Annotated in this window: 16 protein-coding genes; 10 read left to right on the top strand and 6 right to left on the bottom strand. The window is 59.7% G+C overall.

Going from position 1 to position 16,256, the window contains the following annotated elements; genetic code table 11:
- Positions 1–32 precede the first annotated feature (32 nt).
- The 5 genes from oscA to KGB21_RS03265 all read left to right on the top strand — a co-directional run bounded on the left by oscA (position 33) and on the right by KGB21_RS03265 (position 4,120).
- Entirely contained in the window at positions 33–215 is a 183-nt protein-coding gene (oscA, locus tag KGB21_RS03285) for a sulfur starvation response protein OscA (RefSeq protein WP_007941032.1), read from the top strand.
- A gap of 124 nt (positions 216–339) precedes the next feature.
- Positions 340–1,353, top strand: coding sequence for a sulfate ABC transporter substrate-binding protein (locus KGB21_RS03280; RefSeq protein WP_034148415.1), 1,014 nt, complete (start codon positions 340–342; stop codon positions 1,351–1,353).
- Between the two features lie 69 nt (positions 1,354–1,422).
- A complete protein-coding gene (gene cysT / locus KGB21_RS03275; protein ID WP_034148416.1) occupies positions 1,423–2,241 on the top strand; it encodes a sulfate ABC transporter permease subunit CysT in 819 nt (272 codons plus the stop codon).
- Positions 2,242–2,253: 12 nt separating this feature from the next.
- Positions 2,254–3,126: a sulfate ABC transporter permease subunit CysW gene (cysW, locus tag KGB21_RS03270; protein WP_133840051.1), complete on the top strand. Its 873-nt coding sequence runs from the start codon at positions 2,254–2,256 to the stop codon at positions 3,124–3,126.
- Between the two features lie 4 nt (positions 3,127–3,130).
- Positions 3,131–4,120: a sulfate/molybdate ABC transporter ATP-binding protein gene (locus tag KGB21_RS03265; protein WP_034148418.1), complete on the top strand. Its 990-nt coding sequence runs from the start codon at positions 3,131–3,133 to the stop codon at positions 4,118–4,120.
- 127 nt (positions 4,121–4,247) lie between these two features.
- Here KGB21_RS03265 and KGB21_RS03260 read toward each other — a convergent pair whose 3' ends face one another.
- Positions 4,248–4,769: a DUF962 domain-containing protein gene (locus tag KGB21_RS03260; protein ID WP_034148419.1), complete on the bottom strand. Its 522-nt coding sequence runs from the start codon at positions 4,767–4,769 to the stop codon at positions 4,248–4,250.
- Positions 4,770–4,853: 84 nt separating this feature from the next.
- On the opposite strand from KGB21_RS03260, the gene KGB21_RS03255 reads away from it, so the two are divergent.
- Together KGB21_RS03255 and KGB21_RS03250 are read left to right on the top strand one after the other, a co-directional pair.
- Entirely contained in the window at positions 4,854–5,540 is a 687-nt protein-coding gene (locus KGB21_RS03255) for a Crp/Fnr family transcriptional regulator (RefSeq protein WP_034148420.1), read from the top strand.
- 157 nt (positions 5,541–5,697) lie between these two features.
- Positions 5,698–6,063, top strand: coding sequence for a response regulator (locus KGB21_RS03250; protein ID WP_034148421.1), 366 nt, complete (start codon positions 5,698–5,700; stop codon positions 6,061–6,063).
- Between the two features lie 140 nt (positions 6,064–6,203).
- On the opposite strand, the gene KGB21_RS03245 is transcribed toward KGB21_RS03250, so the two are convergent.
- Positions 6,204–7,208 (bottom strand): AraC family transcriptional regulator, encoded by a 1,005-nt coding sequence (locus KGB21_RS03245; protein ID WP_034148422.1) that lies wholly within the window; start codon positions 7,206–7,208, stop codon positions 6,204–6,206.
- 100 nt (positions 7,209–7,308) lie between these two features.
- On the opposite strand from KGB21_RS03245, the gene KGB21_RS03240 reads away from it, so the two are divergent.
- Positions 7,309–8,382, top strand: a complete 1,074-nt coding sequence (locus KGB21_RS03240; protein ID WP_223503522.1) for a fatty acid desaturase — start codon at positions 7,309–7,311, stop codon at positions 8,380–8,382.
- A gap of 117 nt (positions 8,383–8,499) precedes the next feature.
- Here KGB21_RS03240 and KGB21_RS03235 read toward each other — a convergent pair whose 3' ends face one another.
- Genes KGB21_RS03235 through KGB21_RS03225 form a run of 3 tightly spaced genes read right to left on the bottom strand, consistent with a single transcriptional unit; the run spans position 8,500 to position 12,535 of the window.
- Positions 8,500–10,110, bottom strand: a complete 1,611-nt coding sequence (locus tag KGB21_RS03235) for an arylsulfatase (protein ID WP_223503520.1) — start codon at positions 10,108–10,110, stop codon at positions 8,500–8,502.
- A 14-nt stretch (positions 10,111–10,124) separates the two neighbouring features.
- Positions 10,125–10,940 carry an ABC transporter ATP-binding protein gene (locus KGB21_RS03230; protein WP_034148425.1) on the bottom strand — a complete coding sequence of 272 codons (816 nt, stop codon included), beginning with the start codon at positions 10,938–10,940 and terminating at the stop codon, positions 10,125–10,127.
- Positions 10,937–12,535 (bottom strand): ABC transporter permease, encoded by a 1,599-nt coding sequence (locus KGB21_RS03225; protein ID WP_223503518.1) that lies wholly within the window; start codon positions 12,533–12,535, stop codon positions 10,937–10,939. The genes KGB21_RS03230 and KGB21_RS03225 overlap by 4 nt, the downstream gene beginning before the upstream one ends.
- Before the next feature lie 387 nt (positions 12,536–12,922).
- On the opposite strand from KGB21_RS03225, the gene KGB21_RS03220 reads away from it, so the two are divergent.
- Complete coding sequence (locus KGB21_RS03220) at positions 12,923–13,936, top strand: ABC transporter substrate-binding protein (RefSeq protein WP_034148427.1); 1,014 nt, start codon at positions 12,923–12,925, stop codon at positions 13,934–13,936.
- 123 nt (positions 13,937–14,059) lie between these two features.
- Here KGB21_RS03220 and KGB21_RS03215 read toward each other — a convergent pair whose 3' ends face one another.
- On the bottom strand, positions 14,060–14,980 hold the full coding sequence (locus tag KGB21_RS03215) for a LysR family transcriptional regulator (RefSeq protein ID WP_034148428.1): 921 nt from the start codon (positions 14,978–14,980) through the stop codon (positions 14,060–14,062).
- 182 nt (positions 14,981–15,162) lie between these two features.
- Between KGB21_RS03215 and KGB21_RS03210 the strand changes: the two genes are divergently transcribed.
- Positions 15,163–16,083, top strand: a complete 921-nt coding sequence (locus KGB21_RS03210) for a TauD/TfdA dioxygenase family protein (RefSeq protein ID WP_034148429.1) — start codon at positions 15,163–15,165, stop codon at positions 16,081–16,083.
- Positions 16,084–16,256 lie beyond the last annotated feature (173 nt).

Below are 16,256 nucleotides of genomic sequence, written 5' to 3'. Positions count from 1 at the left end.
CCAGGCAACCTCTCAGTCGAAGGAGCAGCACCATGAGCGCATCTCTACGTAGCGTTGACGGCCAGGACGAAGCAACCATCCTGCGTGAAATCCAGAGCGCCCTGCGCGATCTGCGGTTTGGCGCAGTGGAAATCACCGTCCACAACGCCCAGGTCGTTCAGATCGAACGCAAAGAAAAATTCCGCTTGCAGAACCCGGGCAACAAACCGAGCTGAAGCGAAAGATCAAAAGATCGCAGCCTTCGGCAGCTCCTACAGAGAGCGATCCATGAACCGACACCGCGATTCCAGAAATCCATAAGAACTAGCCAACACAATTAGAATTCCAGGAGCTTTCACCATGTCGTCGATTCGCCATTTCGCTTTGGCCGCCCTGGCCAGCGCCCTTTTTGCTGGTTCCGCGGTTGCCAAGGATTACGAACTGCTCAACGTGTCGTACGACCCGACCCGTGAGCTGTATCAGGACTACAACGCTGAGTTCGTGAAGTACTGGCAGAAGGATCATGCCGGCGACAACGTGAAGATCCAGCAGTCCCACGGTGGTTCGGGCAAGCAGGGCCGCGCGGTCATCGACGGTCTGCGCGCCGACGTGGTGACCCTGGCCCTGGCCGGTGACATCGACGAAATCGCCAAGCTGGGCAAGACCCTGCCGGCCGACTGGCAGAAGCGTCTGCCGGAAGCGAGCACGCCGTACACCTCGACCATCGTGTTCCTGGTGCGCAAGGGCAACCCTAAAGGCATCAAGGACTGGGGCGATCTGGTCAAGAACGACGTTTCGGTGATCACGCCGAACCCGAAAACCTCCGGCGGTGCGCGCTGGAACTTCCTCGCCGCCTGGGCCTACGGCTTGAAAGCCAACGGTGGTGACGAAGCCAAGGCCAAGGAATACGTACAGACCCTGTTCAAGCACGTGCCAGTTCTGGACACCGGTGCTCGCGGTTCGACCATCACCTTCGTCAACAACGGTCAGGGCGACGTGTTGCTGGCCTGGGAAAACGAAGCCTTTCTGGCCCTGAAAGAAGATGGCGGCGCCGACAAGTTCGAAATCGTCGTGCCTTCGCTGTCGATCCTCGCCGAGCCGCCAGTGGCCGTAGTCGACAAGAATGCCGAGAAAAAAGGCAACGAGCAGATCGCCGAAGCCTACCTCAAGCACCTGTACAGCCCGGCCGGCCAGGAAATCGCGGCGAAAAACTTCTATCGTCCACGTGACAAGGATGTGGCCACCAAATACGCCCAGCAGTTCCCGAAACTGGATCTGGTGACGATCGATAAAGACTTCGGCGGCTGGAAAACCGCGCAGCCGAAATTCTTCAACGACGGCGGCGTGTTCGACCAGATTTACCAGGCGCAGTAATCTTAAATAGCTATCAAGGAGCCCCGGATTTATCTTCGGGGCTTTGCGCATTCTCAACCAAGGACTTTTATGTCGCGTCGTATCTCCCCCGTCATACCCGGCTTCGGGCTGACGCTGGGTTACACCTTGGTGTACCTCAGCCTGATTGTGCTCATACCACTGGCGGCGATGTTCGTGCATGCCGCTCAACTCACCTGGGATCAGTTCTGGGCAATCATCTCGGCGCCACGGGTGCTGGCGGCGTTGAAGCTGAGCTTCGGCACCGCGCTCTATGCCGCGATCATCAACGGCATCATCGGCACGCTGCTGGCCTGGGTGCTGGTGCGCTATACCTTCCCTGGACGAAAAATCATCGATGCGATGATCGACTTGCCGTTCGCATTGCCCACCGCCGTGGCCGGTATTGCCCTGACCGCGTTGTACACCCCGACCGGTCTGGTCGGTCAATTTGCAGCGGATTTGGGATTCAAGATCGCCTACACCCCGCTCGGCATCACCCTTGCCCTGACTTTTGTGACACTTCCATTCGTAGTACGTACCGTACAGCCAGTATTGGCTGATATTCCGCGTGAAGTCGAAGAAGCCGCAGCGTGCCTGGGTGCGAAACCGTTGCAGGTTTTCCGCCATATCCTGGTGCCGGCATTGCTGCCAGCCTGGCTGACCGGCTTCGCCCTGGCCTTTGCCCGCGGGGTCGGCGAGTACGGTTCGGTGATTTTCATCGCCGGCAACATGCCGATGAAAACCGAGATCCTGCCGCTGCTGATCATGGTCAAGCTCGACCAGTACGATTACACCGGCGCTACCTCCATCGGTGTACTGATGCTGGTGGTTTCTTTCATTCTGTTGCTGCTGATCAACTTGCTGCAGCGGCGCATCGAAACCCCATAAGGAGGCGCGAACATGTCCCAATCGTCTATTGCAGCTGCCTCCTCGGCCAACGCCGCCCGCCGTGGCAGCGCGACGTCGCGACGCATACTGATCGGCCTGTGCTGGCTGGTATTCACGCTGTTCCTGGTATTACCGCTTTTCATCGTGGTGTCCCAGGGCCTGAAAAATGGTCTCGGTGCGTTCTTCACCGCGATCTTCGAACCGGATGCGTTGTCCGCACTGAAGCTCACGGTCATTGCCGTACTGATTTCAGTACCGCTGAACGTGGTGTTCGGCGTCAGCGCCGCATGGTGTGTGAGCAAATACTCGTTCCGCGGCAAGAGCATGCTGGTGACGCTGATCGACCTGCCGTTCTCGGTATCGCCGGTGATCGCCGGTCTGGTCTACGTGCTGATGTTTGGCGCCCAAGGCCTGTTCGGGCCGTGGTTGCAGGACCACGACATTCAGATCGTCTTCGCCTTGCCGGGCATTGTGCTGGCGACGATTTTCGTCACCGTGCCGTTCGTGGCGCGTGAGCTGATCCCGTTGATGCAGGAGCAGGGCACCCAGGAAGAAGAGGCCGCGCGTTTGCTCGGGGCCAATGGCTGGCAGATGTTCTGGCACGTTACCGTACCTAACATCAAATGGGGCCTGATCTACGGCGTGGTGCTGTGTACCGCGCGGGCCATGGGTGAATTCGGTGCGGTGTCGGTGGTTTCCGGGCACATTCGCGGGGTGACCAACACCTTGCCGTTGCACGTCGAGATCCTCTACAACGAATACAACCACGTGGCCGCGTTCGCCGTGGCGAGCCTGTTGCTGATCATGGCGCTCTTCATCCTGCTGCTGAAGCAGTGGAGCGAAAACCGTATTAACCGCCTGCGCGCCAGCGCCGCGGAGGAATGAATTCATGTCGATCGAAGTGCGTAACGTCAGCAAGAATTTCAATGCGTTCAAGGCGCTGGACAACATCAGCCTGGACATTCAAAGCGGCGAACTCGTGGCGCTGCTTGGCCCGTCCGGCTGCGGCAAGACCACGCTGCTGCGGATCATTGCCGGTCTGGAAACCCCGGATCAGGGCAATATCGTGTTCCACGGCGAAGACGTCTCCGGCCACGACGTGCGTGATCGCAACGTCGGTTTCGTGTTCCAGCACTACGCCTTGTTCCGCCACATGACGGTGTTCGACAACGTCGCGTTCGGCCTGCGCATGAAGCCGAAAAACCAGCGCCCGAGCGAAAGCCAGATCGCAACCAAGGTTCACGAACTGCTGAACATGGTGCAACTGGATTGGCTGTCGGATCGCTACCCGGAACAACTTTCAGGCGGTCAGCGTCAGCGTATTGCCTTGGCCCGTGCGTTGGCGGTGGAGCCCAAAGTGCTGCTGCTCGACGAACCGTTCGGCGCCCTCGACGCCAAGGTCCGTAAAGAACTGCGCCGCTGGCTGGCGCGCCTGCACGAAGACATCAACCTGACCTCGGTATTCGTGACCCACGACCAGGAAGAAGCGATGGAAGTTGCCGACCGTATCGTGGTGATGAACAAGGGTGTGATCGAGCAGATCGGCTCGCCGGGCGACGTCTACGAAAATCCGGCCAGCGATTTCGTTTATCACTTCCTGGGAGATTCGAACCGTCTGCACCTGGGCGAAGACAAGCACGTGTTGTTCCGTCCGCACGAAGTGTCGCTGTCGCGGCATGAACTGGATGATCACCATGCGGCCGAGGTCCGGGATATCCGTCCGCTGGGCGCGACGACGCGGGTGACGCTGAAGGTTGAAGGGCAGAGCGATCTGATCGAGGCCGAAGTGGTGAAGGATCACGACAGCCTGATCGGGTTGGCGAAGGGCGAGACGCTGTTCTTCAAGCCGAAGGTCTGGCAGAAAGTCGCGAACATTTAAGATCAAAAGATCGCAGCCTTCGGTGATCGACACAAATCCCTGTAGGAGCTGGCTTGCTAGCGATGAACGATAACGCGGTGTGTCATATGCACCGTTATCGCCAGCAAGCCGGCTCCTACAGATCCGGTCAAGCCGCCGCTTTTTTTGGATTAACCCGCACACCCCCCGCCCGCGCCTCGATCTGCTCCTTCAACTCATTCCGCATCCCCAGCAAAAACGCCAGCTCAACCACCACAAACAACGGCCCGACAATCAACCCCGTCACATCATCGACGAACGCCGGTTTACGCCCCTCGTAGTGGTGCCCGACAAACTGAATCGCCCAGCCAATCACAAACATCGCCACGCCGCTGCTCAACCACACCAGCGTGCTTTGCTGCGCCAACACTTGTCCCGCCCAAACGCACAGGCCTAGCAACACGGTCATCAGCACCCCAAGACGTAATTCCAGGCGCAGGTAAAACCACGCGGAGGCCAGCGCTACCAGCATCGCCGGTGAAAGCCAGCCTCCGGCCCATTGCGGACGCGACAGCAGCACTGCAACCGCCACCACAATCAGCGGAATGCCAACGAAGTGCGTGGCGATGTTGCGCGGGTCACGGTGGTAGGCGGCGTATTGACTCAGATGGTCAACGAGGCTTTTTTTCATTGTTATTCCTCCTGTAGGGTGAACGATCATGCCTCGGGGCCACTTCTTGCTCTGTCAGCCAGGCGACAATCTCTAGGAGTTTTCATGGATATGCAGGTCTGGCGTCCACGCCTGTTGCGCGGTCAGTGGTTCAGCCATTTGCCTGTTTCCCTACAGGATAGTCTGCTGGACGCCGCAAAGGTGCGGCGGTTGTCGGCGGGGCAGCGCTTGTTCCAGCGTGGCGATCAGCCCTGTGGCCTGTACGCGGTGCTCGAAGGCGCGGTGCGTATCGGCGCCGTGAACGAGCAAGGCAAAGAGGCGTTATTGAGCCTGGTGGAGGCGCCGCATTGGTTCGGCGAAATCTGCCTGTTCGATGGCCAGCCGCGCACCCACGATGCGTATGGAATGGGCCCGTGCACGCTGCTGCACATCCCGCAAACCGCGCTGCTGGCGTTGCTGGATGCACAGCCGGTGTATTGGCGGCAACTGGCGCTGCTGATGAGTCAGAAACTGCGCCTGACCTTCATCAATCTCGAACAGCTGAGCCTGATGCCGGCCCCGATACGGCTGGCGCATCGCTTGCTGATGATCGCCGAAGGCTACGGCGAACTCGACGAACCGCGCCGCGTTCTGCAACTGCCGCAGGAGCAGCTTGCTTCAATGCTGTCGCTGTCACGCCAGACCACCAATCAGATCCTCAAGGATTTGCAGGGGCAGGGAATTTTGAAGTTGGGTTATGGCGAGATTGAAATTCTGGATGTGCAGCGGTTAAGAGCGTTGATTGTGGTTTGAACCGAAACCTGTAGGAGCCGGCTTGCTGGCGATCAATCCTCAGATGCGCGGCGATTGCGAGGCCGTCATCGCTGGCAAGCCAGCTCCTACAGGGGAATAAAGGTGGGCTTTACCCGCGAAGGCGCCTAGCCTGTGCTGACGTTAATCGAGGTGTGCCATGCGTGTGTTGCTTGTGGAAGACGAACCCGAACTCGCCAAACTTCTGGCCAATGGCCTGAGCGAGGCGAGTTTTGCGGTGGATGTAGCGGTCAACGGAATGGACGGCAGACGCTTTATCGAGGAAGGCGCATACGAGTTGATCATCCTCGACGTCATGCTGCCGGGGCTTAATGGTTGGCAGTTGCAGCAACAGATCCGCAAACTCGGTGAGACGCCGGTGCTGTTTCTCACCACCACCGACGGCATCGAAGATCGCCTGCGCGGGTTGGAGTTGCATGAGGATGACTACCTGCTCAAGCCATTTGCCGTGAGTGACCTGGTGAAGCGGGTGCGCAAGTTGCTGCGGCGCGGTCAGGGTCGCTGAATCCTGTGGTGTTTGAACAATCGCTATCGCTGGCAAGCCAGCTCCCACAGTGATTGGTGTGAATCACAATTGCATGGTCAACCGAAAAACCTGTGGGAGCTGGCTTGCCAGCGATGAGGCCGGTACGTCCCGCGAAGAACTCAGCGCAACCCATCCCTAAACTGCCCCGGCGTCATCCCCGTCCAGCGCTTGAACGCGCGGCTGAAGCTGCTGGTATCGGCAAACCCCAGTAAATAACTGATCTCACTCAATGAGCATTGCGGATCGCGCAGGTGCAATAGCGCCAGGTTTTCGCGGCTTTCGTTGAGCAGCGTATCGAACCGACAACCTTCATCCGCCAAGTGCCGTTGCAGGCTGCGCAGGCTCAGGTGCAGGGCCTTGGCGATGTGTTCGGCGCTGGGTTCGCCTTCGGGCAGTTGCTCTTCAATGGCATCGCGGACCTTGCGCTCCCACGTCAGCGGCTTGAGTTGCGCAAGGGTGCGTCTGAGCACGGTTTCGTTGTGCTCGGCCAGTTCCGGGTTGGCGTCATCCAGGTGACTGTCGAAGTCGACAAGGGCGAATTCCAGCCGGTCTTCGTCGGCGCCGAAGTGCACCGGCGAGCGAAAGACTTTATGCCATTGATGCGCGTCTGCCGGCTCCGGGCGCCGCAGGTACGTCGCCAGTGGCGCGTAGTCCCGGCCCAGGCGATTGCGACAGGTGCGCACGTAAATCGCCATGAACGCATCGATGGCTTCAAAGGCCGGGGCCGGGTTGCCGCAGGGGATTTTCAGGCAAAAAAGGTAGCGATCCTCGGTGCGGGTCAGCTCCAGTTCCAGGGCATCGCTGACCACCTGGTGATAGCGCACGATGCGTTCGAACACTTCACGCAGGCTGCCGCTGGCCACCAGCGCATAACCCAACGCGTGGAAGGTGGTCGGGCTGACGAAACGTGACACGCGCAAACCAATCGCCGGGTCGCCGCTGACCTGTACCGCCAATTCCCACAGGCGCGTGGTGCCGGACAATGGATAGCGCGCGTTCGGGTCTTCCATCAACTGCGGATCGAGTCCCGCTTGCTGGCACAGGCTGGTGCTGTCGAAGCCCAAGGCATCGAGTTGCTTGCGCAATGCGCGGGTCCAGCTGGCGAGGGAGGTCGGTTCAGTCATGCTGATTGGCGCTTCCGGTCAACAGGTTGGCGTTCTCGGCTACCGCTTCGGGTAGGTGAAGCAGGCAGGATGCGAACATCAATAACCAGAGGATGGAAGCATGCAAGGTACTTCTGCAAGTCCCCAGCGACTGAATGCCGCTCAGCGATCAGCCCATATTCGCGAAGTGGTGTTGGCCAAGGGCGTCGAACTGCGCCAGCGCTACCCGGTTCTGACGCACCAGGACGCCTTGGGCGCGGGCATTCTGGCCTTCGCGTTGGCGGGGATGATTGGTTCGGCGGTGCTTTACATCGAAGGCTATATGGCCTGGTGGGTGTGCTTGCTGCTCAACGCTTTTTTCGCTTCGTTGACCCACGAACTTGAGCACGATTTGATTCATAGCATGTACTTCCGCAAGCAGCGGGTGCCGCACAACCTGATGATGGGCCTGGTCTGGCTGGCGCGGCCGAGCACCATCAATCCGTGGATCCGCCGTCATCTGCACCTCAATCACCACAAGGTGTCCGGCTCCGAAACCGACATGGAAGAACGCGCCATCACCAACGGCGAGCCTTGGGGTTTCGCGCGCTTGCTGATGATTGGCGACAACATCATGTCAGCGTTCATTCGCATGTTGCGAGCCAAGACCTGGGCGCACAAGTTCAGCATCATCAAGCGCACCCTGAAGGTCTATGCGCCGCTGGCGCTGATGCATTGGGGCGCGTGGTACGTGTTTCTCGGCTTCCATGCCGCGAACGGCATCGCTTATCTGCTGGGCGCGCCGATCGAATGGTCGGCGACCACGTTGTCGGTGATGCACGTGATTGATATCGCGGCAGTGGTGATCATCGGCCCGAACGTATTGCGCACGTTCTGCCTGCACTTCATCAGCTCGAACATGCACTACTACGGCGACATCGAGCCGGGGAACGTGATGCAGCAGTGCCAAGTGCTGAACGCCTGGTGGCTGTGGCCGTTGCAGGCGTTCTGCTTCAACTTTGGCAGCAGCCACGGGATTCATCATTTTGTGGTGAAGGAACCGTTTTACATTCGCCAGTTGACCGTGCCGGTGGCGCATAAGGTGATGCGGGAGATGGGGGTGCGGTTCAATGATTTGGGGACGTTTGGGCGGGCGAATCGGTTTGTGAGTAAAGAGGAAGTTCGGGGTGAAAACGTAGAGGGTGTGCGGGTCTGAGGGCCCCATCGCTGGCAAGCCAGCTCCCACAAGTTTCCGTGGTGAATGCCAAATCTGCGTTCAGCACAAATCAGTGTGGGAGCTGGCTTGCCAGCGATAGCGATCTGTCAGACCACCTCAATCCGGCTGAAACGGCGACTCACTCAAAATCACCCCGGTCTCATCCACATACTTCTGCCAATGCTCGATCAGCAAATTGAGTTTCTCCGGCCGGCTCAGCGCCAGATCATGAATCTCCCCCGGATCGCTGCCCAAATCATAAAGCTGCCAGGTCGCCGGCCCCACCGGCCCCGGGATGTAGACCGCTTTCCATTGCCCCTGACGAATCGCCCGGCGACCAAACAATTCCCAACCGGTCACGGTGTGCTCGTCATGCACCTGTGCCGTTTCGCCGGACAAAAACCCTAGCCACGACTTTCCACGCAGTTCCGCTACTGGCTTGCCGCGCCACTGTTTGCCCGGGTGACGCACCCCGGCCAGATCGAGAATGGTCGGCGTGACGTCCATCACCGTGCCAAACCCGTGGCTGATCTGCCCCTTGAGCGGCAGTTGCGGGTAATGCACCAGCGCGGGCACGCGAATGCCACCCTCGGTGGTGAACGCCTTGAACAGCCGCGAGGGCGCGGTCGCCACTTGCGCCCAGTTCGGCCCATACCAGACGTAGGAGTTGGCGCGACCGATGTTGTCCAGGCTGTTGTCGTAATGCTGATTGAGGTAGGTCAGCAGTTCCGGACCGAACTTCGGAAAGGCTTCCAGCAGCGCGCCTTCGGCACCGTTATCGGACATGAACAGGATGAAGGTGTTGTCCAGTTGCCCCTGTTTGCGCAGGTAATCGACGACGCGACCGATGTTCCAGTCCATGCGCTCGACCATCGCCGCATACACCTCCATCGCCCGCGCGGAAATCTGCCGTTGTTCGTCGTTCAACGCGTCCCATTGAGCGTTGAGCTGGATCAGTGGATGCGGTTCCACATCCGCCTCGATCAGCCCCAACGCCTTGAGCTTTTCCAGGCGCTCCAGACGCAGCACATCGGGACCTGCGTCGTAGCGGCCACGGTATTTTTCAACCGCGTCGGCAGGCGCTTGCAACGGCCAGTGTGGCGCGGAAAACGGCAGGTAAGCGAAGAACGGCCGGGTCTGGTCGCGCTCCTTGAGGTATTGCAGCAGCTTGTCGCCGAAGGCATCGGAGGAATAGAAATCCTTCGGCAGTTCGTCGATGAATTGATCGTCTTCGATGTACAGCGCTGGGGTGGATTTGAGCAGGCCCGGCGTGTGCTCGTCATAGGTCGGCTCGAAACCATAGTGGTTGGCGGCACCCGGCAACAGCGAGAACGAACGTTCGAAACCCCGGGCATGGGGCGCCAGTTCGGCGGTCAGACCCAAGTGCCATTTGCCGCTCATCAAGGTCTGGTAACCGGCCTCGCGCAACAGCTCGGGCAAGGCGACGACCCGGTCATTCAGATGCCCCTCGTAACCGGGTTTGCCGATCAGCTCCGGGGTCAGCGCTTCGGCCATGGTGCCGATGCCGGCGATGTGATGATCGGTGCCCGTCAGCAGCATCGAACGGGTCGGCGAGCAGGTCGGCGCGGTGTGGAAATCGGTCAGGCGCAGGCCGTTGTTGGCGAGGGCGTCGAGGTTGGGCGTACTGATTTCGCCGCCGAATGCGCCGAGATCGGAAAAGCCCAGGTCATCGGCCAGGATCACCAGAAAGTTGGGACGTTGCGGCATCAAGAATCTCCTGTTCAGCAGGCAATGAAGGACAGCGGCAAATCACGCACCTGCACCGGCACCGGCGGTTGGTAGTGGTCGTCGCTGGTGAGTTCGTGCAGCAGCTCTTCGCGCAGTTGATGGAAGTCGAAACTGCTGCGCTGGCGCGGATGGGGCAGGGCGATGTCGACCACTTTTTTGATGCGTCCGGGACGCGGCTCCATCACCACCACGCGGTCGGCGAGAAAGATCGCTTCCTCGACATCGTGGGTGACCAGAATCGTGGTGATTTTTGCCCGCGCGCGAATCGCCAGCAGTTCGTCCTGCATCTGCTGGCGGGTCAGGGCATCAAGGGCGCCGAAGGGTTCGTCCAGCAGCAGAATCCGTGGGCTGGCCACCAGGCCACGAGCTATTGCCACCCGTTGCGCCATGCCGCCGGAGAGCTGGTGCGGATAGGCGCGGGTGAAGTCGCGCAGGCCCACCAGGTCGATGAAGGCACTGATGCGTTTGTGCTTTTCATCAGCGCTCAAGGGCTCGTTGACCAGGCCCAGGCCGATGTTGTCGGCCACCGTCAGCCACGGGAACAAACGGTGTTCCTGAAAGACGATGCCGCGTTCGCCGCCGATGCCGCTGACGGCTTTGCCATCGACGCTGATCTGCCCGCGAAATTGCGTATCGAGGCCCACCAGCAAGCGCAGCAACGTGGATTTGCCACAGCCGCTGGAACCGACGATGGCGACGAATTCACCCTCGGCGATGTCCAGGTTGAATTCGCGAATGGCCTCCAGTTCAAAGCCGTCGACGTCGAAGGATTTGCCTACATGGTTGAAGCTGACGATGGGTGCGTTCATGCGTGTCTCCAGCGGGTAGCGCGGATTTCCAGGCGTTGGCCAATGAGGTTGAGCAGGGCGCCAGTGAGGCCGACCAGCAACATGCCGGCCATGATCAAATCCATGCGCAGCAGTTGTTGGGCGCCGATCATCTGACTGCCGATGCCGCCGTTGGACGGCATGAAATATTCGGCGCCGATGGTGCCGAGCCAGGCATAGATCAGGCTCAACCTGAGCCCGGCGAAAATCCCAGGTGCGGCCCCCGGCAATACCAATCGGCGGAGACGTTGCCGCAGATTAAGGCGCAACACTTGGGCGGCCTCATTCAGTTGCGGCGAGAGGTTTGCGACGCTGCGTTGGGTCGCGATGAACAGCGGAAAAAAAGCAGCGAGACCAACGAACACCCACTTGGCCAGTTCGCCCAGGCCGAACCATGCGGTGAGCAGCGGCACCCAGGCGAAAATCGCGATCTGACGCAGCGCGGCGAGGGTCGGGCCGAGTACCCGTTCGCTTGTGCGCGACAATCCCAGCAACAGGCCCAAGGCAAAACCGAGACCACCGCCGAGCAACAGCCCGCCCAAGGTGCGACCCAGGCTCAAGGTCATGCCGCTGATTAATGTACCGTCGAGCAAACCGTCCCACGTGGTTTCCAGCACCGACAACGGGCTGACCAGAATGTTGGCGTCGACCCATTGCTGATTCGTCGCCAGTTGCCACAACAACAGCAACACCAACGGCAGCAACCAGGGCTGCAGGCGCTGCCAGCCTTGATACTTCGGGCCTCTGCGGATTTCGGCTGTGGCGGGATGTGGCCAGTGCACCAGTTTTCTGTCCAGCAGGCCGATGCCGCGATCCATGGCCACGCCGATCAAACCGATCACGACAATGCAGACGAACACGATGTCGAGCATGAACAGCTGTCGCGCCCAGACCATCAGGTAGCCGATGCCTTCGCTGGAGGCGAGCAGTTCGACGGCGAGCAATGAGGTCCAGCCTGCGGCCAGCGCCAGGCGTACGCCGGCCATGAAGGCTGGTAGTGCGGCGGGCAGGACGAGGCGACGGATCAGCAGGCGTGGCGGCAGGCGCAGCACCGCAGCCGCTTCACGCAGCTTGGGTTGTGCATCGCGTACGCCGACCAACGTGTGCAGAGTCACCGGCACCACGATGGCCTTGATCAGCACCACCAGTTTCAATACTTCGCCGATGCCGAAAAACACCATGAACAACGGAATCCACGCCAGCGTCGGGATTTGCGACAACCCGGCGAATGTCGGGAACACCAAGCGTTCGAGTGTGCGGCTGAAACCCAGCGCGGCACCCAATATCGCACCTGCCGTGATCCCGGCGAGCAGGCCCCAGAACAGGCGTTGCAGGCTGATCCACAAATGGCTCCATAACTCGCCTTGGGACAGTTCAACGGCGCTGTTCCAGACCAGCGACGGCGCCGGCAGGATTTGTTCACTCATCCACTGATTGCGGCTTGCCAGCCACCACAGGGCAAACAGGCTGAGTGGCAGTAGCCAGGGCAAGAGTCGTTGGCTCAGCGTTGGCCAGAGCCGCCGACCATTGAGCGGTGAGGCAGCCAGCGGCAGGCTGAGCAGGGAAACACGGGCCATGGGCGACCTCCGTTGTCGGATAGCGAGCGTTATAAACAACGCAAATCTCTGTAGGAGCTGGCTTGCCAGCGAGGCGGTGTGTCTGACCGACTTGGTTGTCCGGGATCGCTGGCAAGCCAGCTCCTACAGATATGTGTTTTTGATCTATTAAATTTACTTTCAATACTATTGAGAGATAAGCGAGACCATTTAAGGCTTCCAGCCCATGCGCATCCAATGCATTCGGAGAATATTTTCGATGCTGTCTATGCATATCGCTCCGCGAAGCCTGTATTTGCTCGCTTAGTTCTAAAAGATATAAAAATGTGAATTTATAGTATTTAAGTGCAGGTCCAGATTCAGCCTACTTTCTGCTCCTCAATGCCGTCGCCACCAGGAGCCGCACCCATGAACATCCCCTTCAAACGTGTCATCAGCCTATTCGCCGTACCGGCCCTGGCAGGCTTGCTGGCGTTCACCGCCCAGGCTGCCGAACTCAAGGAAATCCGCATCGCCGTGCCCGACCTCAGTGCCGGCACGCAACACAGCGCGGGCGGCGTGGTGGATGTGCTGCGCGACCAGCAGATCTTCGAAAAGGCCTTTGCCGATCAGGGCATCAAGATCCAGTGGAATTTCTTCAAGGGAGCGGGGCCTGTGATCAATGAAGCCTTCGCCAACGGCCAGGTCGATCTGGCGTACCTCGGCGACCTGGCGGCGATCATCGGCAAGTCCAATGGTCTCGATACGCGCGTGCTGAGTGCCTCTGCACGTGGGGTGAAGCATTACCTCGGCGTGGTGCCGGGCTCGGGGATCAAGACCCTGCAAGACCTCAAAGGCAAACGCGTGGCGATCTTTCGCGGTACTGCCACTCAGTTGTCGTTCGATGCGGCGCTGGCTAGCCAGGGTTTGAGCGAGAAGGATCTGAAGATCATCAACCTGGATTTCAACGGTGCGGTCGCGGCACTCGCCGCCAAGCAGATCGATGCGTCATGGGGCGGTTCCAATTTGACCGCGTTGCAAGCCAAAGGCCTGGCCGAGTTGCCGTTGAACACCAAGGACCTGGGCGGCGCGGGCAGTGTTCAGGCGGTATTGTTGGGTAATGGCAAGTTTGTCGACGAGCACCCGGAGGTGGTGGCGAAACTGCTCAAGGCTCAGCAGCAGGCGGTGCAATGGCTGACCGAGGACAGCAACAAGGACGCCTACATCCAGTTGGTGTCGGGGCTGGCGAGTTATCCGTCGGTGATCCTGACCGAGGATTTGAAGGACCAGAAACTGAGCGAGGTTTTCCCGTCGACCCTGGATCCGGTGTTCCTCGGTAAATTGCAGGATGCGGTGGACCTGGCTTCGCAGCAGAAGCTGATTCGCAAGCCGTTCAAAGTGAGTGATTGGGTGGCGCCTGAGTTGGCTGCTGCCAAGCTCTGAATCGTCGGTGTTTGAGCGGACGCCATCGCTGGCAAGCCAGCTCCCACAGGTTTTTTCTGGTGTTCACAAAATCTGTGTTCACTGGAGACCCCTGTGGGAGCTGGCTTGCCAGCGATGAGGCCATCAAACCGCGACAGCGATCTCCTTTTTGTCCACCGCCACCAACATCTCAATCATTGCCCTCGCCGCCGGTGACAACCGAAACCCGGTGCGACTGACGATTCCGCAGCGTGCATTCATGCTCTCGATGTTTTGCGGCAGATTGCGCCAGTGCAGCAGCACCAGCGAACCCTGGGCGATGTCTTCGACAAACGCTTCTTCCGTCCCCACGCCAATCGCGTTCGATTGCAGCACGATTTTCACCAGCGCCGGATAATGCTCCGTCTCGATGGTTGGGGAAAAATCCATGCGCCCACTCAGATTCGCCAGCAGCTTGCGAATGCCCGGCGGGATCAGTGTGGTGGCCAGCGGGTAATCGAACATGTCGTTGGTCGACAGGCTTTCCTTGGCCAGCAGCGGATGTCCGGGGCGGCAGAAAAACACCCCGCGCTTGGGCGTCAGGGCTTGGGTCTGGAAGTTCGGGTCGGCTTCGAAATGACGGATGTCGGCGATGAAGAATTCGATCTCTTCCCGGCTCAGGGCGCGGCTGAGTTTTTCCCAGTTATCCACTTCGAAACAGGTGCGCACTTTCGGGTGCGCATTGATGAACTGCGCCACCGCATCCGGCACCAGTTTTACCGCCGGGGCGGGTCCGCAACCGAAACGCAACTCACCGGCGTCGAGTTTGGTCATCTGCGTCACTTCGGCGCTGAGCAGTGCCGCGCCTTGCACCAGGCTGCGCGCATGCTGCAGCACCACCAGGCCTTCGGGCGTAGGGCGCAATTCCTTGTTGCCACGGTCCACCAGCACGCAGCCGAACTCTTGCTCCAGCCCTTGGATACTGCGGCTGAACGCCGGTTGAGTGATACCCATGGCGTCCGCCGCACGGACGAAACTGCGGTGTTCGTTGAGGGCGATGAAGTAGCGTAACTGGCGAAGATCCATATGCTTTCCCGGCATCCTAAAAATAGCTCGAAGGCATTTGCGACGAGGGTTGGTTGAGGTTTTAAATGCAAGCTCTTATTCCGTCAACGAAGCATGTGATTATCTATTAGATCTAAAGTGAATATAGATAGAGCGTTGTTTCGCTGCCGCCAACCGTCAGCAGTCCGATCGAGGGTCTACCCATGAGCAATGCCGCTTTAGCTGTAAAACCTGCTGTTCACGCGCTTGAAATCCATCCGGTGGCGGGTCGGATCGGAGCCGAGATCCGTGGCGTGAAACTCTCCGGTGAACTGGACGCCAGCACCGTCGAGGCGATTCAGCAGGCGCTGGTGCAATACAAAGTGATCTTCTTCCGTGAGCAGGCCCACCTCGACGATCAGAGCCAGGAAGCCTTCGCTCACCTGCTCGGCGAACCCGTGGCGCACCCGACCGTGCCGGTGCGTGACGGCACCCGTTTCCTGCTTGAACTGGACGGTGCCCAAGGTCAGCGCGCCAATTCCTGGCACACCGACGTGACGTTCGTCGACGCCTACCCGAAAGCCTCGATCCTGCGCTCGGTGGTTGCCCCGGCGTTCGGTGGCGACACCGTGTGGGCCAATACTGCTACGGCTTACAACGAACTGGCGCCGGAGCTGCGCGAACTGGCCGACAAACTCGTGGCAGTGCACAGCAACGAGTACGACTATGCGGGTGGCAAGCCGGACGTTTCTGAGGAGAAGCTGGAGCGCTACCGCAAGATCTTCACCTCGACCATTTATGAAACCGAGCATCCAGTGGTGCGCGTACACCCGATCAGCGGTGAGAAAAGCTTGCTGCTGGGTCACTTCGTCAAGCGCATCAAGGGCTATTCCCAGGCCGATTCGGCGCACCTGTTCGGCCTGTTGCAAAGCCACGTCATCCGCCAGGAAAACACCGTGCGCTGGCGCTGGAAGGCCGGTGATGTGGCGATCTGGGACAACCGCTCCACCCAGCATTACGCGGTGGATGACTACGGCACCCAGGACCGAGTAGTGCGCCGCGTGACGCTCAAGGGTGAAGTGGCGATCGGGGTTTCCGGGCAGCGCAGTCTGACGGTGAAAGGGCCGGATATCGGCGGCATTTGATCGCACGCCATCGCCAGCAAGCCGGCTCCTACAGGAGGCGGTGTTGATCACAATGAATGTGAACACCACCAACCCTTGTAGGAGCCGGCTTGCTGGCGATGCTTTTACTGCGGATGTCGGCGGCGATTGATCGTACGCCATCGCTGGCAAGCCAGCTCCCACAGTGGGGCGGT

The sequence above is a fragment of the Pseudomonas sp. GL-RE-29 genome (assembly GCF_019947275.1).
GTDB classification, from domain to species: Bacteria; Pseudomonadota; Gammaproteobacteria; order Pseudomonadales; family Pseudomonadaceae; genus Aquipseudomonas; species Aquipseudomonas fluorescens_A.
This window is presented reverse-complemented; position numbering and strand designations above follow the sequence as displayed.